The organism is Kaistella yananensis (assembly GCF_026107505.2).
GTDB lineage: Bacteria > Bacteroidota > Bacteroidia > Flavobacteriales > Weeksellaceae > Kaistella > Kaistella yananensis.
The window spans coordinates 1-23831 of record NZ_JAPCHZ010000005.1; the positions used below are offsets into that span (position 1 = coordinate 1).

Consider the following 23831-nt stretch of genomic DNA (forward strand, 5'->3'; position numbering starts at 1 on the left):
GCACGCAACGAAAACTTAGCTATTAGCTGCTGGGCTTAATTTTGCTAAAATAGCTTATTTTTTGAGATAATAATTTGTACTTTTGTGGCTTCACTTCCAAAAAGTATACAACACGTGGCTAAGCCTTGGATTAAATAATAGGGTTATTCTCTTCAAACCCACTTTTATGGTATAGTACTATTTAGTATTATACTACAATTATTTTGTTGTATCATTTAATCAAGTTTTTATGGAAAACCGTAAATGGTTTAAGACCTATATGTTTATATGGGCTGGACAGTTTGCTTCAATGCTTACAAGTTATGCAGTTCAGTTCGCTATTGTTATATGGCTTAGTCTGGAGTACAATTCAGCCGAAGTTTTAGCCTACGCTGGAATAGCAGCAATGTTGCCCCAGGCATTGGTAGGTTTAATTGCAGGGGTATATGTTGACCGTCTCAATCGTAAATATGTAATGATTTTTTCGGATGCTTTTATAGCTGTCTGTGCCCTTGTGTTACTCGTCATTCTACAAAATGAAAATGTTAATCTGATATGGATTTACATTTTATTGGGTTTACGCTCTGTTGGTAATGCTTTTCACGCTCCAGCACTACAGGCAATAGCTCCGCTGATTGTACCCCAAAATGAATTGATAAAGGTAGCAGGAATTAATCAGGTGTTACATTCGGTTTGCAGTATTGGTGGTCCTGCCATTGGCACATTAGCCATTGCGTATCTTCCCATTTCAAAAGTATTGTACTTGGATTTGATTGGAGCATTGCTGGCTATTCTTTCACTCGTGATGGTGAAAATTCCCAATGTGGTTGCGAAGTCAAAATCGTCTGCACATTCTATTGCTACAGAATTTTCTGAAGGGTTTCAGACTGTTTCCAAAAACAAAGGTTTGCGTTATCTTTTTCTTTATGCAATGGCGATAACCTTTGTTATAATGCCAGCTGCTATTATGTTTCCGTTGCTTACAACAGGGCATTATGCAGGAGGAAAATGGGAGATGGGAATTGTAGAAGTGGTTTGGGGCGGAGGTATGCTTATTGGCGGTGTCATCCTGAGTATTTTCAAATTAAAAGGCTCAAAAGTAGTCGCAGTCAATGTTATGTATGTATTATTGGGACTTACATTTATTTTGAGTGGTGTATTACCTGCAAGTTGGTTTGTAGGATTTGTGATGGTAACAGCCATTGGCGGTATCAGTCTGTCCGTTTTCAATGGCTGTTTTACAGCAATTGTACAAACAGAGGTAAGTCCTGAAAAATTAGGACGTGTATTTTCACTTTATTACAGTTTGGCAGTTTTGCCAAGTGTAATCGGTTTATTATTCACAGGTCTAATTGCAGAAGTTATTGGTGTAAATAGTACGTTTATCATAAGCGGTTGTTTGGCAATCGTTGTGGGTATTCTTTCGTTTAGCACTCGCAACTTAATGCTATTAGGTAAAATCAAAAAAGTTTAAAAAATGAAAAATAGAGATATTCAAAAATTAGCGGAAAGAAATGGTTTATTTCTTTCGGATGAAATGAGTTTTAACGATATGGGAATTGACTTTAAGGTTGGTTTCGCTACAGATAAGGATGGGACAAAGTGGTTGTTGCGTATCCCAAGAAGAACAGACTTAGGCGAACAGATTGCGAATGAGAAACGTATTCTTCAATTGGTGTCGAAATACCTTTCGGTACAAGTTCCTGACTGGCGTATAGCTAATGAAGAACTTGTAGCCTATCCTTTGCTTGATGGAAAGCCTGCACTAACTTATGATACTGAGACCTATGAAGTAACTTGGAATATGGCTAAAGACAGCGAACTTTACATTCCATCGTTGGCGAAGGTTTTGGTTGAACTTCATTCCATTCCAACGCAAGAGGTTCTTAGTAACGGATTAAAAGTGTTGACGGCAGAACAAGCCAGAAATGAGATTTCAGAAAGATTGCTTTTGGTGAAATCTGAATTAGGTATAAGTACCGAATTAGAAAATCGATACCAAAAATGGGTGGATAATGATGCCTTATGGCCGAATTTTACAAAATTCATTCACGGTGATTTGTATGCAGGTCACACCCTTACTCATATCAATGGAGAATTGTGTGGAATTATTGATTGGTCAACAGCACAAGTCAGCGATATAGCACAAGATTTTTCAGGTCACGTCACTGTTTTTGGTGTAGAAAGTCTGAAAAATTTAATTTCGGCATACGAAAAACAAGGTGGAGAAGTATGGGATAAACTGTTTGAACAAGCAGTTGAGCGAGCTGCTGCCGCACCTTTAGCTTATGGATATTTTGCTTTAGAAACACAAGATGAAATTCATCTTAGTTCTGCAAAATTACAGTTAGGTGTTGAGTAGAATTTTTTTAGTAGGGGCTGACACCTTAATCGGGTCAGCTCCCTATTATTTCAAGGGATGTTTGTCTATTAGCGGTGTTGTGTAGCCTTGCAGCTAACTCTCAAATATGCGAAGATTATTCCAGACTGCCAAATTTTTAAACCCTTGTTGTATAGTCATTTATATTTTTATAACTTTGAGATATACAAAATGCGAAATGCTGAAGTTATGCAAAATGCGAACATCATTTTCGATCATGCCGTTTTTTCTTTTTCCACCGGTAACCACCGCGGCAATCATATGGATAAGCTTTCCACATGAACAGCACCTGCTGCGCAAAGTCTCCCGACTTTGAGCCACTTTACAACCTTAGCCTTTTCAAAACTACAAAAACCTCCTCCACCAAAATACGGCGAACCATAATTACCCCTTTTTTCCTTCTGTACCTGCTTTTTTATCCAGCATCCCGCATCCAGCATCCCGCACCCATCATCCATCACTCATCACTCCAACATCGAACAGTATACGGCTAGTCTATATACACCGGATATAGAATGGATATACAACCCTTAGACAAATCATATACAGGGGATAGTGAAAAGCACTCATCTCTTTTCGGTCATTGCTTCCTCTTTCCCCTTAAACCAGCCTCGCAACAGGCCTTTACAGAATAAAGAACACTTAGGATACCAATCCCATTAATGGATAAAACCGCTCCTTTAATGACAGGTAAAGAAACGAATGGAAAATTTTGGAAACTTTTTCCTCCTTTTCTAAACACGTCTTCTAAATCCTCAACTTTACACCATTAACCAATTAAAACTAAATACCATGGGTAAAATTTATGACTCCCTGTTATCAGGAACCTCGGGCCGAACCGGCCGAATCGTAGTAGCCAACATGTTCGGAAACGAATTCACCAAAATCCGTCCCCGCAAAAGAACTTCGGCACCAAGTGCAAAACAGCTGCTCATTTACCAACGCATGAGATTAAGCGCAGAATTCATGCAGTCTTACCGTGCCTACGCCTGTGATCATTTCGGAAGACGCATCGGGATGAAATCATGTTACAACCTCGCAATGACCAACCTGATGACCAATTTCCTGATCGATTTTGCGGCAGGAACCATTACCCCTCAGTATCCTTCCATCTCCTTTTCAAAAGGATCTTTACTGGCTGCCGTACCCCTGACCCTAACCCTGCCCACTCCGGAAACCCTCACCGTAACCTGGCAGGACAATTCTGCCGGTAACCCAGCCCGTGAAACCGACTGGGTGCAGATCCTCATTGCGGCAAAAGACCAGCCCCTCACCTCCTTTGTCGAAAATGCAGCCCAGCGCACCGCCGGAACCTATACCGCCAATGTCCCGCCACAAATGGTAGGTCAGGACCTCTATGTCTGGCTCGCCTTTCGGGACACCCTGGGTGAAGAGGTATCGAACTCCGTATACGCGGGCACCATTATCTAAAGCCACCAAAACACAGCCCACCACAAGAGACGCAATGCCTTGCGTCTCTTTTCCAGTAATAGTAAAGCATGGCCTCTCAACAGAAATGCAAAGTGTCTCTCATCTACAAAAATCACAATTAATCTTTTTTTCATTAATTTAGATGACTGTCTAAAACTTTCTAAAACACAATTCATGACCATGGATCTGTTTAAAAATAAAAAATGCATCCCGTAAGCCCGTTTACAAAATTGGGATTACAGCAGTGCAGGATGATATTTTATTAACATCTGCACCCACATACGCAATCCCAAATTTTTCAGTTTCAGATATAGTAGTATTTTTGCTTCATGAATATCCGCAACCTAAAATATAGCCTTCTGCTGGCAGCAGCCGTTTTTATCAATTCCTGTACTACCCAGAAACCTCAGGTAAAGAACCGCAGTACAGCTAAGAAGAGTCAGGTGACCAAACCTGTCCCTCCAAAGACTCCGGCGAACCCGCTCCCCTCTGCAGGAACCGATGTGGTAAAAGTCAACCTCCCGGAAATCAATCGCGAATTCCGCGCAGCGTGGATCGCTACCGTGGCCAACATCAATTGGCCTACAAGAAACAACCTCACGACCCAACAACAGAAAGACGAGGCCATTGAGCTGCTCGACATGCTGAAAGGTGCCAACTTCAACGCGGTGATCTTTCAGGTGCGCCCTTCTGCAGATGCCATGTACAAAAGCGATCTGGAACCCTGGTCTTATTTCCTTACTGGGCAGACCGGCAAAGCACCTTCCCCTTATTACGACCCCCTGGAATTCTGGATTGAAGAAGCACACAAACGCGGCATGGAACTCCATGTCTGGATGAATCCCTACCGTGCCCACCACACCACCGGCGGCGCTGTAACATCCTCAAGCATGGCCTCGGTCATGTCACAAAGTGTATATAAACTGAGAAACGGAATGTACTGGATGGACCCGTCTGATGAAAGGGTACAAAACCATGTCTCCAGTGTCATTAAAGATCTGGTAAAACGTTACGACATCGATGCGGTGCATATCGACGACTATTTCTATCCTTATAAAGAATACCACGGCGGAAAGGATTTCCCCGATGACAAAACGTGGAATCAGTATAAAAAAACCGGCGGCACCCTTTCCCGCGCAGATTGGCGCAGGGCTAATGTGAATAAGATCATCAAAAGACTTCACGATGAGATCCATGCGGAGAAAGCTACCGTAAAATTTGGGATTTCTCCTTTCGGAATCTGGAAACCGGGCTATCCTGCCGGCGTTACAGGCTCCTCACAGTATGATGAACTTTATGCCGATGCAAAGCTTTGGCTGAATGAAGGCTGGTGCGATTATTATTCGCCACAGCTCTACTGGAAAGAAGGCGGCGCACAGAGTTTTTCTGCCCTCCTGAAGTGGTGGAAAGACGAAAACATCAAGAACATCCATCTGTGGCCAGGCCTGAATACCGTAGGGGTAAAAGCTGATAACAAACCTAATGAAATTACCGGCCAGATGAACACCATCCGCCGCATGCTGCCAAAGAACGGCGCAGGTGAAATTCATTACAGCACCGATGGTCTTAAGAAAAGCCCGGAAATGCTGAGTGCGGTGAAAAACCTCTATCGTGAGGATGCGCTGGTGCCTGCAACCCCGTGGATTAAAACAAAGAAAATCATGACGCCGACCCTCTCGGGAGCAAAATCAGGTGACGGTTACAGGGTGAACTGGGATTCAAAGGAAAACGGTACAGTCTTCCGTTGGGTACTTTTTGCCAAATATGGCGATACCTGGGAAACTAAAATCCTGGACCGCGATCATACAGGCAACACACTTCCGCTTACCAGAAACGGTAAAAAACTCAATACCGTAGCCATTAAAGCCATCGACAGGTTAAGCAATGAGAGTGATTACGATGCGGTGAAGCTTTAAGCGTTTTTAGTAAGTACCGCCAGATACTGGTCATTGTCGTCTTCAAAAATTACCTCGGCGTGAAATCCCTCTTCGGCTGCAATCACCATCATGGTTTCAGGGTCCAGATACAGCCACCCGAACCAGTCAGTAAGTTGCTGGTCAAATTCGTAGCGGGTATTGATTTCGCCATAGTATTTGTTGTAGGGTTGCAGAACATCCTCGTACATGTAAGCAATGTCGCAGGAATCGAAAACAATCTTACCGTCATTATTCAGCAGTGTTGAGGCTTTTTTCAGAAACTCCCTGAAACCCTCCAAAGTCGATGAAATGCCGATCCCGTTCATCAGCAGAAGCAGCGTATCGAATTTCTGCCCTTCAAAGGTGAAAAAATCTTCGCAGATAACATTGGCGACCCCTCTGTCCTTCATAACCTCACACGCGAGCGGAGAAATTTCCAGTGCGGTAACATCGAGACCTTTTTTAGAAAGATCCAGAGCATGCGAACCCGCGGCAGCACCAATATCCAGCACTTTACCGGAACATTCTTCAATCGCCACCCTTTCCAGTTCAGGCATCTTCCTGAAGTTTCTGAAATAATAGGAAACAGGCATCTCTACTTTGGGCCCAAATTCGTCGTGAACAAAAAGCTTCTTTCTACGCTCAGTAAAATGGAAATCATGGATGGCTTTTCCGGGAAGGTCAATCATATGGGCAGGGTTCTTTTCGTAAAACAAAGATATCAAAATAATGGTGCTCTTCCTTCTAAAAGTCAAATCTCTAAGTAGCATTTCAAAACAGATTAATCACCAGAATCCCGATCAATTACAAAAGTTGTGTGTAAATTGAAATAAGTTTTGGTCTTGATCCGTAATCCCACAGGTTTTGGTCTTGACCCGTTACATGTTCACCACCAGCCACAAAAAAAAAGAGAATCACTTTCGTAATTCTCTCTTAGTAGCGGGAACCGGACTCGAACCGATGACCTTTGGGTTATGAGCCCAACGAGCTACCTACTGCTCCATCCCGCGATGTATCTTCAGAAATTTCTGCGGCTCGCGATACCTTACAGAAACTTAAATTTAGTAGCGGGGACACGACTCGAACGTGCGACCTCCGGGTTATGAGCCCGACGAGCTACCTACTGCTCTACCCCGCGATATTGGACTGCAAATATACGAATATTTTGTTTCAGAGCAAGCTTTCGTGCAATAATTTTTATTTCACCATATTTTAATAACTTTGTGCTATGGCTAAAATATTAAAAATTTATCCCGATAATCCACAGGAAAACCTTATTGCTGAGGTGGTTAAATCTCTCAACAACGGCGGAATTATTATCTATCCCTCTGATACGGTGTATGCGTTGGGTTGTAATATTTTCGACATCCGCGCGATGGAGAAGCTGGCACACATCAAAAAAGTAAAACTCGAGAAAGCCCAGTTCTCTATTATCTGTAACGATTTAAGTCATTTATCAAGCTTTACCCGTGCGATCGACACGCCAGTCTTCCGCTTTCTAAAAAGCAAGATCCCGGGACCGTTCACATTCATTCTCGAAGCAAACAAAAGCCTGCCCCTGGCCTACAAAGGCAATAAGACGGTAGGTATCCGCGTTCCCGACCATCCAATCCCCCAGCTGATTGTGGAAAAACTTGGGCACCCCATCGCTTCCACATCCATCAAAGATGATGATGAAGTCATCGAATATTCTACCGACCCCGAGCTGATCGCAGAGAAATATGATCATTTGGTCGATATCGTTATCGATTCCGGATACGGTGACAATGTGGCTTCCACTATCGTAGATTTAACCAGCGGCGAACCCGACATCATCCGCCAGGGGAAAGGAATTGTGTAGCTTTTTGTACTAATTCCGTGCGTCAGTTTTTTTCAAAGACATTCCACTACTAACACAGCTAATTCCTTAAGAATATTATCAGCTTTAAAATTTTCAACCATCATCTCAATGAAAATTATTACCTCTCCTGCAAAACTCATGAACATAGAAAATTCAACAGATTTTCTGAAACCTACTACCCCAGCGTTCATTGAGGAAGCAGCATTTATTCACTCCCATTTAAAAGAAAAAACCCCTAAATATCTCTCGGAACTCATGGAGATTTCGGCAAAACTTGCAGATGAAAATTGGGAAAGAAACCAAAAATGGAAACCCAGACCCGCTTCCAGAGAGTCTGCTCCTGCCATGTTTGCCTTCACCGGCGAAGTGTACCGGGGATTAGATGCGAAAACACTGGATAAAAAAGCAGTCAACTATCTTCAGAAAAACTACCGAATTCTTTCCGGTCTGTATGGCTTGCTGAAACCATCAGACAAAGTAATGCTCTACCGTTTGGAAATGGGCAGGAATTTCGAGTTTGATGATTATAAAAACCTTTACAGTTTTTGGCGGGATAAACTTACAGAAAAACTCAACAGCGAACTGAAAAGCAACGATATCATCCTGAATTTAGCCAGCAGTGAGTATTTTAAAGCACTCGATAGAAATAAACTTAATGCACCGGTAATCGACTTCGATTTCTTTGAACTGAAAGACGGAAAACTCAAAACCATCGTGGTGTACACCAAACATGCCCGCGGACTGATGGTACGCTACTGTGCACAGCAGCAGGCAAAAACCCTGAATGATGTAAAAAGCTTCAACCTCGAAGGCTACCGTATCGATGAAAAGCTTTCGACCAAAACAAAACTTGTTTTTACCCGTTAATCACTGTCAACCATTAAATTTAAAAAAGATGAACTACCATACCAGAAAATGGATCAAACCTGAAGATTTAAATCCTAACCATACCCTTTTCGGAGGCAGACTTCTGCAGTGGATTGATGAGGAAGCCGCGCTTTACGCCATTGTTCAGCTGGAAACTCCAAGATGTGTTACCAAATATATCTCTGAAATCAACTTCATCAGTTCCGCAAAACAGGGCGATATTATTGAAATCGGGATTGAAGCCACCAATTTCGGCCAGACCTCCATCACCCTCACCTGCGAAGTTCGCAATATGATGACCAGGCAAACCATCATTACTATTGATAAAATTATTTTTGTAGGCGTAGATGAAGAAGGAAAACCAACCAAACACGGAAAAACCAAAATCGAATTTGTGTCTGACCGGCTGAAAAATGTAGAATGAAACTCTATATCAAAAATATGGTCTGTAACCGCTGTATCGCTGCGGTAGAAAAAGTGTTGACAGATTTCCGACTGAAATTCTCCGCGGTTGAACTGGGCGAAGTTGAAATAAAAAATCATTTGGAAGCCGAAGACCTGCAGGAACTTAATCAGCGTCTTAAGGAAGCAGGTTTTGAGATTCTTGAAGATGCTGCACACCAGCTTATTGCCAAAGTAAAAAAAGAGCTGATCCTGCTGATTGATGGACTGGATATTCCGGAAGACTTCATCCTTTCCAAATTTATTTCGGAAAAACTGCACCGCGATTACAGCGCCGTATCAAAAATGTTTTCACAGAAAGAAAGTGTGACGATCGAGCAGTATTTCATCCTTCAGAAGATTGAAAAAGTAAAAGAGCTCTTGTTTTATGATGAATTCTCTCTAACCGAAATATCCGGAAAACTTGGGTACAAAAGTGTTCAGCACCTGTCTTCACAATTCCGGAACAGTACAGGTTTTACCCCTTCGGAATTCAAAAAACTGAAAGTAAAAAACCGCATTCCCCTCGATAAAATCTGAAAAGTATAAGATTCTTCCATATATTTATAACAGTGTTCGGTTTCATTTTAAGAAATTTGAACAATAAATAAGCATATGGAAAATCATCATACCCATCCTTCAGAAAGAATTTCGCCAAGTTCCGTGTATTACTGCCCAATGGAATGCGAAGGCGAAAAAGTATATTTCGCATCCGGAAAACGCTGTCCGGTCTGTAACATGTTCCTTGTTCCCATTGAGGAAAGAGATGATTATAAGAATAAGCCGGAAACCTTCTCCAAAACAAATTTACCCGAAAACTTTAAAGATAAAATCGGTGACTGGTTCTGCCCCATGTTCTGCGAAGGTGATAAGACCTACGCTTCCGATACCGGCTGCCCGGTTTGTCACATGCATCTGGAAGAAATTACACAGGATTTAATTAAAAATGCTGCCCAACACACCCAGCACCACGGCGCTACACATTCCCATTCGCATCATCCTGAGCCGCCTTCTGCCAATGCGGAAAATCATGCCGGAAAATATTACTGCCCGATGTACTGCGAAGGCGACAAAGTTTACGATTCCAACGTAGGCTGCCCGGTTTGCGGAATGGATCTCGTAAAATATCCTGAGAAAACAAAAGCAGCCAAATATACCTGTCCTATGCACCCCGAAATCGTCCGAAACGAGCCTGGCGACTGCCCGATTTGCGGTATGGATCTGGTCCTGATTCCTTCGAAATCCAATGATGACGAAGATGAGACCTTTAATATTCTGAAAAAGAAATTCATTATCGCGTTAATATTTACGCTTCCGGTATTTATCCTTTCCATGGGCGGGATGCTGTTTACTTTTCCGTTCTCCCATGAGGTTCAGGGGATTTTAGAATTAGTTTTAACGCTTCCGGTGCTCTTTTATGCCGGCTGGTTTTTAATGAAGCGTGGCTGGGTTTCCTTTAAAACCTGGAACCTGAACATGTTTTCACTCATTGCGTTGGGCGTAGCTGCTGCATTTCTATTCAGTATTACGGCCCTCTTTTTTCCGGATATTTTTCCTCACGAGATGGTTCACGATGGAAAAGTTCCCCTCTATTTTGAAGCGGTGAGCGTTATCCTGACGCTGGTAATTTTAGGACAGCTGATGGAAGCCGGCGCACATAAAAGAACCGGAAATGCCATTAAAGAACTGATGAATCTTTCCCCGGACGAAGCAAATCTAATCACCGGCGGAACCGAAAAAAGAGTTCCGCTTTCCCAGGTTAAAATCGGCGACCTGCTGCGCGTAAAACCAGGTGAGAAAATCCCGGTAGACGGAAAGATAACCGAAGGAATCTCCAATATCGACGAAAGTATGATAACCGGAGAACCCATTCCGGTTGAAAAGAAAACCAATGATTATGTAACGTCCGGAACCATCAACGGCAACGGTGTTTTTATCATGAAAGCTGAAAAGATCGGTGATGAAACTTTGCTTTCCCAAATCATCCGAATGGTAAATGAAGCCAGCCGAAGCAAAGCCCCAATCCAGAAACTTGCGGATAAAGTTTCAAAGATTTTCGTTCCGGCAGTTATTGTGGCAGCGGTGCTCACTTTCATACTATGGTATATTTTCGGTGGCGAAAACCGTCTGATTTTGGCCTTTATAAATGCGGTTGCTGTGCTGATCATTGCCTGTCCGTGTGCTTTGGGACTGGCGACACCAATGAGTCTCATGGTGGGAATCGGTAAAGGCGCCAAAAATGGTATTCTTATTAAAAATGCTGAAGCGCTGGAACAGATGCAGAAAGTCAATATTCTGATTACAGATAAAACTGGAACTTTAACCGAAGGAAAACCAAGTCTGAATGAAATCTACGTGACAGAAAACGCCGATAAAAATGAACTCCTGAAATTGGCGGCAGCACTGAACCAGAATTCAGAGCATCCTTTATCCGGTGCAGTTCTCCATGAATTCAAGAAAGAAAATTCTGTACTTGATAAAGTTGAAAACTTCGAGAATATCTCCGGAAAAGGAATTAAAGGAATCATCAATGGCCAAACTGTTCTCCTGGGAAATGAAGCATTACTTAACCACTTCAACATCAACATTCCTGAAGAACTTAAAAACAAAGTCATCCGCAAGCAGGATGAAGCGAAAACCATCTCTTACTTATCTTCCGGGGACAAAATTCTCGGATTCCTGAGCTTTTCAGATCAAATTAAACAGACTTCGAAACAGGCCATCGAATATCTTCAGAAAAACAATGTAGAAGTAATTATGATGACCGGCGACAACGAACACACCGCAAAAGCGGTTGCCGAATCAGTAGGAATTACAAAATATTTTGCAAGCCAGCTTCCGCAGGATAAACTGGCAGAAATTAAGCGACTTCAGGACGCCGGAAATGTAGTGGCAATGACGGGCGACGGAATCAATGATGCGCCTGCACTGGCCCAGTCTAACGTAGGAATTGCCATGGGAACCGGCACCGATGTTGCCATCGAAAGTTCAGAAATCACGTTGCTTAAAGGCGATATTTTGGGCGTGGCAAAAGCAAAGATTTTAAGCGAACATTTACTGAAAAATATTAAACAGAATCTTTTTTTCGCATTTATTTATAATGTGTTTGGCATTCCGCTTGCAGCAGGAGTACTGTACCCGATCTTCGGAATCCTGCTGAGTCCAATGATTGCAGCGGCAGCAATGAGTTTCAGTTCTGTATCTGTAATTCTGAATTCGTTGAGATTAAACAGGGTAAACTTAAATATTCCAAAAAGCTAATTTTTTCAGAGCCATCAAGTTTTGTAAGGTCAGTATTAAAGATTCAGCTGGAATTTAACCGAAACCAAACATTAAAATATATAATTATGGCAAAGAAAACAACAACAGGCGGTAAAGTCGCTCCTAAAGCTGATGCAGCTGACAAACTAAAAGATTTTATGGTAGACGGGATGAAAGATCTTTACTGGGCAGAAAAAGCACTGGTTAAGAATCTGCCTAAAATGGCGAAAAATGCCACTTCCAAAAAGCTTAAAGACGCGGTAAACGGGCATTTAGCAGAAACAAAAACCCAAGTGAAAAGACTGGAAGACGCCTTCAAAGCACTGAAACTGAAACCCCAAGCTGTAAAATGCGATGCCATGGATGGTCTCATTAAAGAAGCTGAAGGAATCCTTGAAGAAACAGAACCGGGCGCAGTGCGGGATGCAGCAATTATCGCCGCAGCACAAAAGGTTGAGCATTACGAAATTGCATCTTATGGTACCATCGCAACTTATGCTAAATTATTGGGTCAGAAAGAAGTACTTTCGCTGATGCTTGAAACGCTAAATGAAGAAAAAACAACTGATAAAGATTTAACCAAACTGGCAAAATCCGAAATCAACCTTAAAGCAAAATAATTGCACACAGTTAATAATTATTCATGCAACATTTTTTTGTTGCCTTTTTACAACCACTAAATAAAAGAAATATGTCGAGTTTAAAAGATAAGAAAATTGCAGTTTTGGCTGCAGACGGTTACGAACAGTCGGAACTTGAAAGTCCAGTAGATGCACTCAAAAGCGAAGGTGCAACAGTAGAAATTATTTCCCTGAAGTCGGGTGAAATTAAAGCCATGAAAGGCCACGAATGGAGCAATTCCGTAGCTGTAGATAAAACAGTTTCAGAAGCCAAAGAATCCGATTATGATGCATTGCTGCTTCCCGGTGGAGTTTTAAATCCCGATGCGGTGCGCGATGACAAGGATGCGATAAAGTTTGTAAAAGACTTTTTCAGCAAGAATAAGCCTGTTGCTGCAATCTGTCACGGGCCTCAGACGCTCATTAATGCGGCAGTGGTAAATGGTGTGAAGATGACTTCATTTAAAGCCGTTTCCAAAGATTTGCAGAACGCAGGGGCAAACTGGGTAGATGAAGAAGTGGTAACTGACGGAAATCTTACCACGAGCCGCAAGCCCGAAGATTTACCCGCTTTCAACAAAAGAATTGTTGAAGAATTCGGAAAAGCATAATATTAAATCCTTAAAGTGCACGAAAAAATTCCGCCACAGAAAACCGGTGCAAAAAGCGACACCATTTCAGAAATCGAACTGGATTCAGTTGCGCTAGCAAAAGACCATTTCGACAAGGTGAAAAGGCGTTTCCTGGATGTAAATTGCTGGGAACTTTTTGCAGGAACTGAAAAGGCGGAATTTTCACTTCGTGACGGTAAAGGTAAATTATCGCTGGATCATCCGAAAGTCGGAGATTATTTCCGAATAAAAGTGCCGGGACTTCATAATCCTACCGGCGATGGATACGACTGGGTTCAGGTTGAAAAATTTGAAAAAGAGCAAGACGAAAATTCAGAATGTCTTTACATCAGAGTGCGGCCAACTTCTGATCCAACCAAACCTGAAGATACCACTGCGCACTTTTTTGATTCCAAAGCAACTTCCAATTTCCTCATTAAGAGAGAGGGAAAGAAAATAATTGCTGAAGTTCACGGAAGAAACGAAATTCCAAACACTGAAAACCTGAATGTGATTGAAAAAATCCGGAACAGCCTCGTTGCCGTTGGCGGAATGATTGCAGGCAGCAAATTCCAGTGGAAATCGCTTACAGAGGGCCTCATTAAGCATGAAGAATAAAATCTACATTGGCTGCTCAGGATTCTCAAACCGCGACTGGAAAGGCTTTTTCTTTCCGGAAAATTTACCGTCGAAAGAACAGCTGAACTTTTATGCAACCCAATTCAATACGGTTGAAATCAATTCTACTTTTTACCGCAGGCCACGTCCACAGACTTTACAGAACTGGTATGAGAGAACAGGTGAAGATTTTAAATTTTTCATTAAAATCCCTAAAACCATTACGCATATTAAGCGGCTGAAGAACACTGCAGCAGAAACCGGTGATTTCTGCAATCATATTCATAGCGGAATCAAAGAAAAGCTGGCGGGATTTCTTTTCCAGATGCCTCCGACATTTCATTTCAGTGAAGAACATTTAGAAAAATTGATAGAAACTGTAGATCCTGAATTCCTGAACGTGGTGGAATTCCGCCACAAATCCTGGTGGAATGAAGAAGTTTTTAAAACTTTAAAAGAAAAAAATATTGTTTTCTCCGGAGTGAGTTTTCCGAAAGAAATTCCGGACGAATTTATCACAAACAGCAATAAATTTGCGTATTACAGGCTGCATGGCGTCCCCGTTCTTTTCAAATCAGAATATTCTGATGAAGAGCTGATGAATTTAGCTGATGAAATAAAGAAGGCTAAAGAAACAGTCTTCGTATTTTTCAACAATACGTGGGGAACTGCGGCTTTAAAGAATGCGCTTTTTCTGAAAAAACTTTTGGAATAGCATTAAAATTTTCTTTCAATCACATAATCCAGCATCAGGTTTAGTGAATGTTTGGCTTCCGAATCCGGGAAATCATTCAGAATATCTTTCGCACGCTGCTGGTAATCTTTCATCACTGAAATTGCATAATCGAGTCCGCCTGAACTTTTCACAAAAGCAATGAGTTCTTTCACACGCTTTGTGTCATTATTATACCGTTTAATCGTGTTGAAATAATGTTTTCGGTCGGTTTCGGTGGCTTTTTTTAAGGTATAAATCAAAGGCAAAGTCATTTTCTGCTCTTTAATATCGATCCCGACAGGTTTGCCGATAATGTTTGACGTGAGGTAATCGAAAAGATCGTCTTTAATCTGAAACGCCATACCGGTAAGTGTTCCGAATTCCATCATCTTTTTTGCCATCGTTTCATCAACATTGTTAGATACCACTCCGATTTCGCAACATGCAGCAATTAACGTAGCTGTTTTCTGACGGATGATTTCGTAGTACACTTCTTCCGTAATGTCGAGTTTGCGCGCTTTTTCGAGCTGAAGAAGTTCACCTTCAGCCATTTCACGGATGGTTCGGGAAATTACCGCAAGCAAATCAAAATCTTTATGGTCGGTAGAAAGCAGCACTGCTTTAGAAAGCAGATAATCGCCTACCAATACCGCAATTTTATTCTTCCACAAGGCATTGATGGAGAAGAAATTCCTGCGCTTGAAACTTTCATCCACCACATCATCATGCACCAAAGTTGCAGTGTGAATAAGTTCAATCATCGAGGCGCCGCGGAAGGTTTTTTCATTCACCTCGCCCACCAGTTTTGCACACAGAAAAACAAACATTGGCCGCATCTGCTTGCCTTTGGTGGTTACAATAAACCGCGTAACTTTGTCTAAAAGCGGCACATTGCTCTGCATGGATTCATAAAACTTCTGTTCGAAAAGTTTCATTTCACCGGAAATGGGTTTCTTGATTTCTTCTATGGTATTCGCCACGTACTATGAATAAAGATGTTGAAAGTTAAAGATTGACAAATATAATTAAATTTACCGCAGGTTTCGCAGAATATTAAAGATAAAAAGATCGATCGATTTTCTGTTTCAGATGAAAAAAACTTACTTTACTTTATCGGCGGGAACAAAATAAAATGCCTGTTTTGCAGTACCCAAAGCAGTGCGGAATTCTTCTCCGGAAATATAAATTCCACTTTCATCTACCGCAATTCCTTCAATCTGGCCGATGACCAATGAAGAACCGAGATAATATTTTCTGGGCTGTTGTTTGAAAAACACGCCGGGTTCCGTTTCATCAAAGACTGACAGAAAAACTTCCGTATTCTTTGTATAGCCGATTAAATAAAGCTTTCCCTGAAAATATGCAGCATCAGTAACAAAGAAACCCGTTTTGAAACTTTCGGTTTTTTCGGCGGCCTGATTTTCTGTAAAGTCAGGATTCAGGACATAATGTGTTGTCGATCTGGAAGACCATTCTTTGGTAAAAACATGTATTTTTCCATTCAGAATCAGTAGTGCTTCTGCATCGAAATCTGTTTTTAAGACTTTTCTGCTGAAATCCTTCTGTTCAGGATAAAAGAATGAAATTACCTTAGTTTCACAGGAATTTTCAAACGGAATTTTATAAATCCTGAGATCAGTTCTGGTTCCGACGTTATTGCCGAAGTCGCCGGTATAAAGATGCAAAGAATCGCTCGCAATGGCTTCCCAGTCGTGATTTTGCAGTCCGGTTTTTATGGCTTTAAGTATTTTACCTGAAGATTTATCGATTTCGAAAATTTCAGAAGAATTTCCGCCGTCGTTCATGGTGTAAAGTTTTCCACGGAAAAAATCAAGGCCCGAATTTTCTTTCAAAGAATCGCTGAGATAAGAAACCCGGTATTTGGCGATCTTTAAAAAATCGGTCTCCTGAGCGAAACCGTTAGAAAAAAAGAAAAAAGAAAAAAAGAAAACTAATTTCTTCATGATAATTTACGTCTTAAAAGCAATAAGCGGATTTTCACAAAATCGTAAAGCAATCCCAGAAGTAAAATGAAACTTCCGAACATTAGGGTTCTGATCCCGAAATGCATGTAAAGAATTCCGCCTGAAACTCCACCCGCGAAAAACAGCCAGATGATGGTTAAACGCAGTTTTATCGATTTTATGAGTTTCTTTTTGTGTTTCTGATCTTTATAGAAGAAAAGCTGCGAAAACTCAATTCCCATGTCGGTAAAAAGTCCAGTTAAGTGCGTCGTACGAACTACCGCGTTCGAGATGCTTGTAACCAGAGAATTCTGCATTCCCATTGCAAACAAAAGGCTGAAAGCGATAAGATCGGGATTTTTTTCAATCAGAAAACTTCCGGTGATTGCAAGCGTTGCAAGAATAAAGGCTTCGGTAACGGTAGGAATGATGTAAATTAGATTTTCTTTCCGGCGCGAATAAATCTCAACCATAAAGTTGGAAAAAAAGGCTCCAAGAAAAAAGAAGAAGATATATAGTGCCCCGTGAAAGGCGCTCCGGAAATCCTGCTTGAAAGCTTCGTCTACAAAATAAGCAAAATGACCGGTAACATTAGTAGTAAGCTTTTGAACAGAGAAAAATCCCACAACATTTACCAAACCTGCGACGAAACTCAGCAGTGAGGCAATCCCAAGATTATGCTTAGCGGTGCGGGTTTTTCCTATGTGACTGAACATTACTCACTGGATTTATTGGCGAGCTGTCCGCAGGCTGCATCAATGTCGCCTCCCCGACTTCGGCGGATCAGCACAGTGATTCCGGCATTTTCGAGTTGGCGTACATAATTTTCCTCGGCTTCTTTGTTGCATTTGTCGTATTTGCCGTCGCCGATTGGGTTGTACTGAATTAAATTCACTTTACTCGGAACCTGTTTACAGTAACGGATGAGTGCTTTGATGTCTTCGTCCTGATCATTAATTCGTTTCCATACACAGTATTCAAAAGTGACTGGACTTCCTGTTTTTTCGTACCAGTATTTTAAAGAATCCATGATATCGGTGAGCGGAAACTTATCAGAGAAAGGCATAATCTCATTTCTTTTCGCCTCGATCGCCGAGTGTAAAGAAAGTGCAAGTTTTACCCGCAAATCTTCATCAGCAAGCATTTTTATCATCTTCGGAATTCCTGATGTAGAAACGGTAATTCTCCGCGGCGACATTCCCAAACCTTCAGGCTGAGTAATTTTTCTTACTGCATCTACTACATTTTTGTAGTTCATCATCGGTTCGCCCATTCCCATGAATACAATGTTCGAAAGCGGTCTGTTGAAATAAAGTTTACTTTGTCTGTCGATTAAAGCAACCTGGTCCACAATTTCTGCAACTTCCAGATTCCGCATGCGTTTGAGCCGAGCGGTCGCGCAGAATTCACAATTGAGGGAACAGCCTACCTGAGAGGATACACAGGCCGTCGTACGAGTTTCTGTTGGAATTAAGACAGATTCTACTAAAAGTCCGTCGTGAAGTTTCACTCCATTTTTTATGGTTCCGTCTTTTGATTTCTGCAGCAAATCCACAGAAACAGGATTGATGGTAAATTCAGCTGAAAGTTTATCGCGTAAATCTTTTGAAAGATTCGTCATTTCATCAATAGAATGGAGGTTTTTACTCCATAACCAATCATAAACCTGTTTCGCACGGAAAGGTTTTTCCCCGATTTCTCTGAAATAATCGGTTAACTGGTCTAAACTTAATGTCCGTATATCTTTCATCGTTCCAAAGAGCAAAGTAAAAAGTAAAAAGTAAAAAGAGTTAAGAGCTGTTACTTTGTATTATTCACTATTGCCCCAAAAATATTTTTTAATTCAGCACTTTCTTTTAAAAGCTTTTCTAAAGTTTCCTCAGGTTTGTCCTCAAGCGCATTGATAACTCGAAGCCAATAATTTGATTCCCGCGCTTCCCGTAGCGATATTCTGCATTTATTCTTAAAATCGGCCCTGGAAGAACCGGCTTGGGACTCTTCGTAATTAGCGCCAAGTGAAGTGGCAGATTTACCTAATTGAAATCGGATCAATCTGTATTCATAATCGTTAGGTAGCTGTCTTAAAAACTTTAAACAGTCTATTCCAAATACGAAAGTTCGTTCTAATAAATCGTTCTGTTTCATCATTTAAAAAATTTAAATAAATATAAACTTTTAAATGACACTACACTTCACCTGGCTCTTTTTACTTTTTACTTGATTCTTACAGGATCAGCATTGCGTCTCCGTAAGAGTAAAATTTATATTCGTTTTTAATGGCTTCTTCATAAGCATGCATCAGGAAATCTTTCCCGGCAAATGCCGCAACCATCATCATGAGTGTAGATTTTGGAGTATGAAAATTGGTAATCATGGAGTTAGCCACTCCGAAATCATGTGGCGGGAAAATAAACTTATTTGTCCACCCATGGTAAGGGCCAATTTTTTTATTTGATGAAACCGAAGTTTCCAAAGCGCGCATGGTAGTGGTTCCCACTGCGCAAACTCTTCTCTGCTCTGCAACAGCTTTGTTGATGATGTCTGCATTCAGCTGATCGATAATGGCTTCTTCCGACTCCATTTTATGCTTGCTTAAATCTTCAACTTCGATGGGATTGAAAGTTCCGAGACCTACATGAAGCGTAACTTCAGCAAAGTCGATTCCTTTTATTTCTAATCTTTTCATTAGGTGTCTGGAAAAGTGTAAACCTGCAGTTGGCGCTGCTACAGCCCCTTCGTGTTTTGCATAAATGGTTTGGTAACGCTCTGCATCTTCAGGTTCTACGGCTCTCTTGATGTATTTAGGAAGTGGAGTTTCGCCAAGTTCTTTCAGTTTAGCACGGAATTCTTCGTAAGATCCATCGTACAGAAATCTTAACGTTCTGCCTCTTGAGGTGGTGTTATCAATGACTTCTGCAACCAGAGATTCGTCTTCAGTGAAAAATAACTTGTTTCCGATTCTTATTTTTCTTGCCGGATCAACCAAAACGTCCCACACACGAGTTTCTTTATCGAGTTCTCTCAAAAGGAAAACTTCAATTTTAGCTCCGGTTTTTTCTTTGTTTCCGTAGAGTCTGGCAGGAAAAACTTTGGTATTGTTAAATATAAAAAGATCGTGCTCGTCGAAATAATCTACTACGTCTTTGAATAATTTATGTTCAATGGTTTCCGTTTTACGGTTGAGCACCATGAGTTTAGCGTCGTCTCTGTGTTCTGCTGGATGTTCTGCCAAAAGTTCTTCCGGCAGGTGGAAGTTGAAATCAGATGTTTTCATTTTTTAAATTACGGTTTAAAAATTAGCCCGAAAACCAGATAATTTTCGGACTGCAAATATACGGCTTTGAAAAGGCAAAGTCAAGCGATTAACGATTTATCTAGTAGTTCAGCGTTTTAGGAAGCGTTATTTTAAGTTTTACATCGTTATGATCTTCAAGCACAAATTCACAACTCACTTTTTTTTCGGTGATATCGTCCCTTACTACCATATAATTTCCCGGTAAATCTGCATCACTCGTCAACATAAAATTAAGACTTCTGCTTAAAGCGAACATTGGAAACATATTTTTACTGGCCGGTTGCAGGGTAAGAATATGTTTAGCAATAGGTTTATTTGCTTTTTTTGAACTGAAAATCTGCATTGAAACCTGCTTTGGGTAAGATTCTGATATTTCACCAAAAGTAATATACTGCTTTTGATTAATTAAATGTTTCGTGTTGAGTTTGTAGGAATAATCATATTCAAAAGCGAAAAAAATGTTTCCGTTTGACTTACTTTCTTTTACCGTAAAATGATGTGCCAGATCAGTTTTGGAATCAAAGAGTGTGGCACTAAGATAGTCCGGGACCCTTGTAACCTTTAGGAAATAATTAAAATCATCGGAATTAAAATAATTAACCGATTCTTTAATACCCTTTTTCTTCGCGTTATTAAGTACGTATTTGGTGACGGTATCAAATGAATAAGTCTGTGCAGAGCTCAACACAAACGCAAAAATAAAGGCCAAGAAATAAAAATTTCTCATAAAAATGTTTTTAAGATTTCCCATTCCGTCAGTTTTTTATCGAATGAAACCGTATGAAGAGGACTTGTTGAAGGTAAAACAAATATTGGGATTTCTGATTCTTTACCTAAAATTTTCTTTAAATTCTTGAATGATTTCTGGCCGTTGCAGAAGACTGCTTTTATATTAGGGTGGTGTCGAAGAATTTTTAAAATATCATTGTGCTCCTCATTGCGGATTTTTGTGTCGAGACTTCCCTCGCGTTCGCAGGAATCGATTACATCCCAAAGTGCGATGTTATTTTTCCTGATAATTTCAGTTCTCTTTCGGTAATCTGCCGTGAAATCTTCTTCGAAAAGTTGAAAAATAATCTTCCAGAACTGGTTTTGCGGATGTGCGTAATATTGCTGCATTTCCAGCGATTTAACACCCGGAACTGAACCTAAAATCAGGATTTTAGAACCTTCTGAAATGATTGGCGGGAAAGATGAAATTCGTTTCTGCATTTTATGACTCAGCATTTACACCTTGAATTTGGAACGATAAATGCAGACTTTAAAAATATTAAAAAAATCAGTTATGAAAAAATTATCGTTAATTATGGGAATGCTTGTGCTGTTTTTTACAACAAGCTGCAGAGATATCGTGAATTCGGTTTTGGACGTGTTGCCGCCTTTTGATGTACCGTTTACCACAACATTAGCGGTTCCGTTTGCCAACGTAAGTACAACAACTTACACCAGAACTCCGGAAATACCTATGAATATTGATTTGGATGCGAAAATTAAGCAGAATAACCCCAACTACTCCATCAACAACTTGAAATCGGTTAAGATGAGCACTTTAGACATTGAATATGTGAGTTCGCAGTTCGATACCAAGCTCGATGTGATTAAAAATGCAAGAATTTATATTAAAGCCCCAAACCAGCCTGAAAAGCTGATCGCAACAGTGGCGAATAATACAAATCAAAACAACATCACCTTTTCGGTTCCCGATGAAGAACTCATTAATTATTTCAGGACAAACCAGAATTCATTAATTTTTGAAATCCAGGCCAATGCGGTAAACGCTGACCAGATTACGATGAAAATGAATTCCGGTTTTAAGGTAAAAGTTCAGTTATAACGTTGTTAATGTCAACAACAAAAAGGCCTCTGATCAAATCAGAAGCCTTTTTTAATTTAGTGATTAAAGCGTTTCTTTCAGCCATTCGAAAAATTCTCTCTGCCAAACCAACCCGTTGTGCGGATTCAGAACCCAATGGTTTTCGTTCGGGAAATAAAGGAATTTTGATTTCAGACCGTGAAGTTTAGCTGCCTGAAAAGCCTGCTGACCTTGCTCATATCCTACCCGGAAATCGAGTCCACCCTGTATGATCATGATGGGCTTGTTCCATTTGTCAACAAAATTTGAAGGATTAAATTCTGTATAGGCTTTTGGCATCGGCAAATCTGTTGGTTTGCCTAAGTCCCAGTTGGCAAAGAAGAGTTCCTCAGTAGTTCCGTACCAGGATTTCATATCGAAAAGTCCGTCGTGTGCAATAAAAGTTTTGAAACGGTTGTCGTGAATTCCGGCCAGCATAAATACGCTGTATCCACCATAACTCGCACCTACAGCACCCATTCTGTCGTTATCCACGTAAGGCAATGTTTTGGCATAATCTGTCGCTGCAAGATAATCTTTCATTACCTGTCCGCCCCAGTCTTTAGAAATTTCTTCGTTCCATTTTGTTCCCCAACCCGGCATTCCGCGACGGTTTGGCGCTACTACGATATAGCCGTTGGCCGCCATCAGAGCAGGGCTCCATCTTGTGCTGAAAAACTGTGTAAGCGCAGATTGTGGACCGCCCTGACAGTATAAAAGTGTAGGATATTTTTTATTGGGATCGAAATCCGGTGGATACACAAACCATACGCCCATTTCCTTCCCGTCGGTAGTTTTCACCATTTTAAGTTCCGTTTTAGAAGGCGTGATTTTAGCGTAATTCTGCTTATTGACTTCAGTGACCTGAGTCATGGTTCCTTTTTTCAGATCCACCGAAAACAAATCCGCATTATGGTTCATATCGGTTCTGCCAACCAAAAGCGTATTTTTATTTTGCGCGTAAATGGAAGTTACATCAAAATCACCTTGTGTTATTTGCTGAATCTTCGCGGTTTTCGGGCTTAAGGAAAACAATTGTTTTGTTCCTCTAAATGCCGTGGTAAAATACAGCGTTTTGGAATCCTGAGTCCAGAAAACATCGCCCACCACGCTTTCATCCCAATCTTTTGTCAGATTGCGCACTTCGTGAGATTTCCAGTCCATGATTTTGATGTCGTTTTTATCAGCTTCGTAGCCGTCTCTTTCCATCGACATCCAGAGTAAAGTTTTTCCGTCTGGTGAAAATTTCGGAGCAACATCATATCCTTTGTTGCTTTCAGTAAGATTCTTTGTGGTACCGGAATTAAGATGGTATGCAAAAATATCGGTATTGGTAGACTGCGCATATTCTGCCCCGCTCAAAGGTTTGGTAACATACAGAAGCTGTGTGGAATCCGGGCTCCATACAAAATCTTCTGCTCCACCGAAAGGCCGCTGTGGCGAATCCCACATTTTACCTTCCAGTAAATCTTTGGCATTTTCAACTTTTTCGGAAACATTCACCACAAAAACATGATTGTATTTTCCTTCATTAAAATAATCCCAATGACGGTGGTTCAGGTCGGTGTAGATATGTGCTGTCGTTTTCGGCACGTCGGTATATTTATCTTTTCCTAAAACTTTTTCAACCAACACTTGTTTGCTGAAGGCAATTTTCTTCCCGTCTGGTGAAATTACGATATTGTCAACTTCTCCGATGGTATAAAATTCTGCCCAGGTTTTTCCGGCATCTTTTGAAAGATAAATAATATCTTTTTCCTGTGCGTAAAGTCCGTTTTTATCCCATTGTATCAAGGCTTTTTTTCCCAAATCCAGGCTGGTAGCTTCAGCGTTTTTAATGTTGAGGAAATAAGTTTTCTTGTTGTTTTTTTCAGTTTTAAGGTCTGTTTTTCCTACGGTGTAAATGAGGGAAGACTGATCGGGTGATACTGCAGATACGCCGATTTTATTTAAAGTCCAGAGGAGTTCGGGCGTCATCACATTTTGTGCATTCATAAGAAATGGCGCAGCTACTGCGATTAAGGTATGTTTTAGCTTCATA

General features: G+C 40.9%; 24 protein-coding genes and 2 tRNA genes. 14 read left to right on the top strand and 12 right to left on the bottom strand.

Features of this window, described 5'->3' with window-relative positions; all coding sequences use genetic code 11:
• Nucleotides 1-229 precede the first annotated feature (229 nt).
• The 4 genes from mef(C) (at nt 230) to OK344_RS09215 (ending at nt 5706) form a co-directional block, all read left to right on the top strand.
• Nucleotides 230-1453 (top strand): macrolide efflux MFS transporter Mef(C), encoded by a 1224-nt coding sequence (gene mef(C) / locus OK344_RS09200; RefSeq protein ID WP_225540529.1) that lies wholly within the window; start codon nt 230-232, stop codon nt 1451-1453.
• Between the two features lie 3 nt (nt 1454-1456).
• Nucleotides 1457-2341 carry an Mph(E)/Mph(G) family macrolide 2'-phosphotransferase gene (gene mph / locus OK344_RS09205; protein WP_225540531.1) on the top strand — a complete coding sequence of 295 codons (885 nt, stop codon included), beginning with the start codon at nt 1457-1459 and terminating at the stop codon, nt 2339-2341.
• Nucleotides 2342-3151: 810 nt separating this feature from the next.
• Nucleotides 3152-3790 carry a DUF6266 family protein gene (locus tag OK344_RS09210; RefSeq protein ID WP_265144519.1) on the top strand — a complete coding sequence of 213 codons (639 nt, stop codon included), beginning with the start codon at nt 3152-3154 and terminating at the stop codon, nt 3788-3790.
• A gap of 329 nt (nt 3791-4119) precedes the next feature.
• Nucleotides 4120-5706 (top strand): glycoside hydrolase family 10-like protein, encoded by a 1587-nt coding sequence (locus OK344_RS09215; protein ID WP_265144520.1) that lies wholly within the window; start codon nt 4120-4122, stop codon nt 5704-5706.
• Here OK344_RS09215 and OK344_RS09220 read toward each other — a convergent pair.
• The 3 genes from OK344_RS09220 to OK344_RS09230 all read right to left on the bottom strand — a co-directional run bounded on the left by OK344_RS09220 (nt 5703) and on the right by OK344_RS09230 (nt 6844).
• Nucleotides 5703-6395 (bottom strand): class I SAM-dependent methyltransferase, encoded by a 693-nt coding sequence (locus OK344_RS09220; RefSeq protein ID WP_265144521.1) that lies wholly within the window; start codon nt 6393-6395, stop codon nt 5703-5705. The two genes, OK344_RS09215 and OK344_RS09220, sit on opposite strands and share 4 nt — an antisense overlap.
• Before the next feature lie 248 nt (nt 6396-6643).
• A tRNA-Met gene (locus OK344_RS09225) sits at nt 6644-6716 on the bottom strand.
• A 55-nt stretch (nt 6717-6771) separates the two neighbouring features.
• Nucleotides 6772-6844, bottom strand: a tRNA-Met gene (locus tag OK344_RS09230).
• Between the two features lie 90 nt (nt 6845-6934).
• Here OK344_RS09230 and OK344_RS09235 point away from each other — a divergent pair.
• From OK344_RS09235 to OK344_RS09275, 9 genes are all read left to right on the top strand, one after another.
• A complete protein-coding gene (locus tag OK344_RS09235) occupies nt 6935-7546 on the top strand; it encodes an L-threonylcarbamoyladenylate synthase (RefSeq protein ID WP_088469079.1) in 612 nt (203 codons plus the stop codon).
• A 108-nt stretch (nt 7547-7654) separates the two neighbouring features.
• Entirely contained in the window at nt 7655-8413 is a 759-nt protein-coding gene (gene yaaA, locus OK344_RS09240; protein WP_088469078.1) for a peroxide stress protein YaaA, read from the top strand.
• A gap of 28 nt (nt 8414-8441) precedes the next feature.
• The gene (locus tag OK344_RS09245; RefSeq protein WP_088469077.1) at nt 8442-8837 is read left to right on the top strand and encodes an acyl-CoA thioesterase; all 396 of its coding nucleotides are present in this window, start codon (nt 8442-8444) and stop codon (nt 8835-8837) included.
• Nucleotides 8834-9394, top strand: coding sequence for a helix-turn-helix domain-containing protein (locus OK344_RS09250; RefSeq protein ID WP_265144522.1), 561 nt, complete (start codon nt 8834-8836; stop codon nt 9392-9394). The genes OK344_RS09245 and OK344_RS09250 overlap by 4 nt, the downstream gene beginning before the upstream one ends.
• 75 nt (nt 9395-9469) lie before the next feature.
• Nucleotides 9470-12115 carry a copper-transporting P-type ATPase gene (locus OK344_RS09255; protein ID WP_265144523.1) on the top strand — a complete coding sequence of 882 codons (2646 nt, stop codon included), beginning with the start codon at nt 9470-9472 and terminating at the stop codon, nt 12113-12115.
• An 86-nt stretch (nt 12116-12201) separates the two neighbouring features.
• Nucleotides 12202-12735, top strand: a complete 534-nt coding sequence (locus tag OK344_RS09260; protein WP_088469074.1) for a ferritin-like domain-containing protein — start codon at nt 12202-12204, stop codon at nt 12733-12735.
• 71 nt (nt 12736-12806) lie between these two features.
• A complete protein-coding gene (locus OK344_RS09265; protein WP_265144524.1) occupies nt 12807-13346 on the top strand; it encodes a type 1 glutamine amidotransferase domain-containing protein in 540 nt (179 codons plus the stop codon).
• A gap of 15 nt (nt 13347-13361) precedes the next feature.
• On the top strand, nt 13362-13964 hold the full coding sequence (locus OK344_RS09270) for a hypothetical protein (protein WP_265144525.1): 603 nt from the start codon (nt 13362-13364) through the stop codon (nt 13962-13964).
• Nucleotides 13954-14679: a DUF72 domain-containing protein gene (locus tag OK344_RS09275; protein ID WP_265144526.1), complete on the top strand. Its 726-nt coding sequence runs from the start codon at nt 13954-13956 to the stop codon at nt 14677-14679. Before OK344_RS09270 ends, OK344_RS09275 begins: the two co-directional genes overlap by 11 nt.
• A gap of 2 nt (nt 14680-14681) precedes the next feature.
• Here OK344_RS09275 and OK344_RS09280 read toward each other — a convergent pair whose 3' ends face one another.
• The 8 genes from OK344_RS09280 to OK344_RS09315 form a co-directional block, all read right to left on the bottom strand.
• Nucleotides 14682-15659 (bottom strand): polyprenyl synthetase family protein, encoded by a 978-nt coding sequence (locus OK344_RS09280; RefSeq protein ID WP_265144527.1) that lies wholly within the window; start codon nt 15657-15659, stop codon nt 14682-14684.
• A gap of 120 nt (nt 15660-15779) precedes the next feature.
• Nucleotides 15780-16643: a YncE family protein gene (locus OK344_RS09285; protein ID WP_265144528.1), complete on the bottom strand. Its 864-nt coding sequence runs from the start codon at nt 16641-16643 to the stop codon at nt 15780-15782.
• Complete coding sequence (locus OK344_RS09290; protein ID WP_265144529.1) at nt 16640-17359, bottom strand: YoaK family protein; 720 nt, start codon at nt 17357-17359, stop codon at nt 16640-16642. The genes OK344_RS09285 and OK344_RS09290 overlap by 4 nt, the downstream gene beginning before the upstream one ends.
• Nucleotides 17359-18393, bottom strand: coding sequence for a dual-specificity RNA methyltransferase RlmN (rlmN, locus tag OK344_RS09295; protein ID WP_265144530.1), 1035 nt, complete (start codon nt 18391-18393; stop codon nt 17359-17361). The genes OK344_RS09290 and rlmN overlap by 1 nt, the downstream gene beginning before the upstream one ends.
• A 50-nt stretch (nt 18394-18443) precedes the next feature.
• Nucleotides 18444-18791, bottom strand: a complete 348-nt coding sequence (locus OK344_RS09300; protein WP_265144531.1) for a four helix bundle protein — start codon at nt 18789-18791, stop codon at nt 18444-18446.
• A 76-nt stretch (nt 18792-18867) separates the two neighbouring features.
• Nucleotides 18868-19917 carry a tRNA preQ1(34) S-adenosylmethionine ribosyltransferase-isomerase QueA gene (gene queA, locus OK344_RS09305; protein WP_088469060.1) on the bottom strand — a complete coding sequence of 350 codons (1050 nt, stop codon included), beginning with the start codon at nt 19915-19917 and terminating at the stop codon, nt 18868-18870.
• Between the two features lie 100 nt (nt 19918-20017).
• Nucleotides 20018-20665 carry a hypothetical protein gene (locus tag OK344_RS09310; protein ID WP_265144532.1) on the bottom strand — a complete coding sequence of 216 codons (648 nt, stop codon included), beginning with the start codon at nt 20663-20665 and terminating at the stop codon, nt 20018-20020.
• Nucleotides 20662-21165, bottom strand: a complete 504-nt coding sequence (locus tag OK344_RS09315; RefSeq protein ID WP_306400484.1) for a DNA-deoxyinosine glycosylase — start codon at nt 21163-21165, stop codon at nt 20662-20664. The genes OK344_RS09310 and OK344_RS09315 overlap by 4 nt, the downstream gene beginning before the upstream one ends.
• A gap of 58 nt (nt 21166-21223) precedes the next feature.
• Here OK344_RS09315 and OK344_RS09320 point away from each other — a divergent pair, with 58 nt between their 5' ends.
• Nucleotides 21224-21772 carry a hypothetical protein gene (locus OK344_RS09320; protein ID WP_265144533.1) on the top strand — a complete coding sequence of 183 codons (549 nt, stop codon included), beginning with the start codon at nt 21224-21226 and terminating at the stop codon, nt 21770-21772.
• 63 nt (nt 21773-21835) lie between these two features.
• Here the strand turns inward: OK344_RS09320 and OK344_RS09325 are convergent, their stop codons facing one another.
• Complete coding sequence (locus OK344_RS09325) at nt 21836-23830, bottom strand: S9 family peptidase (RefSeq protein WP_265144534.1); 1995 nt, start codon at nt 23828-23830, stop codon at nt 21836-21838.
• Nucleotide 23831 lies beyond the last annotated feature (1 nt).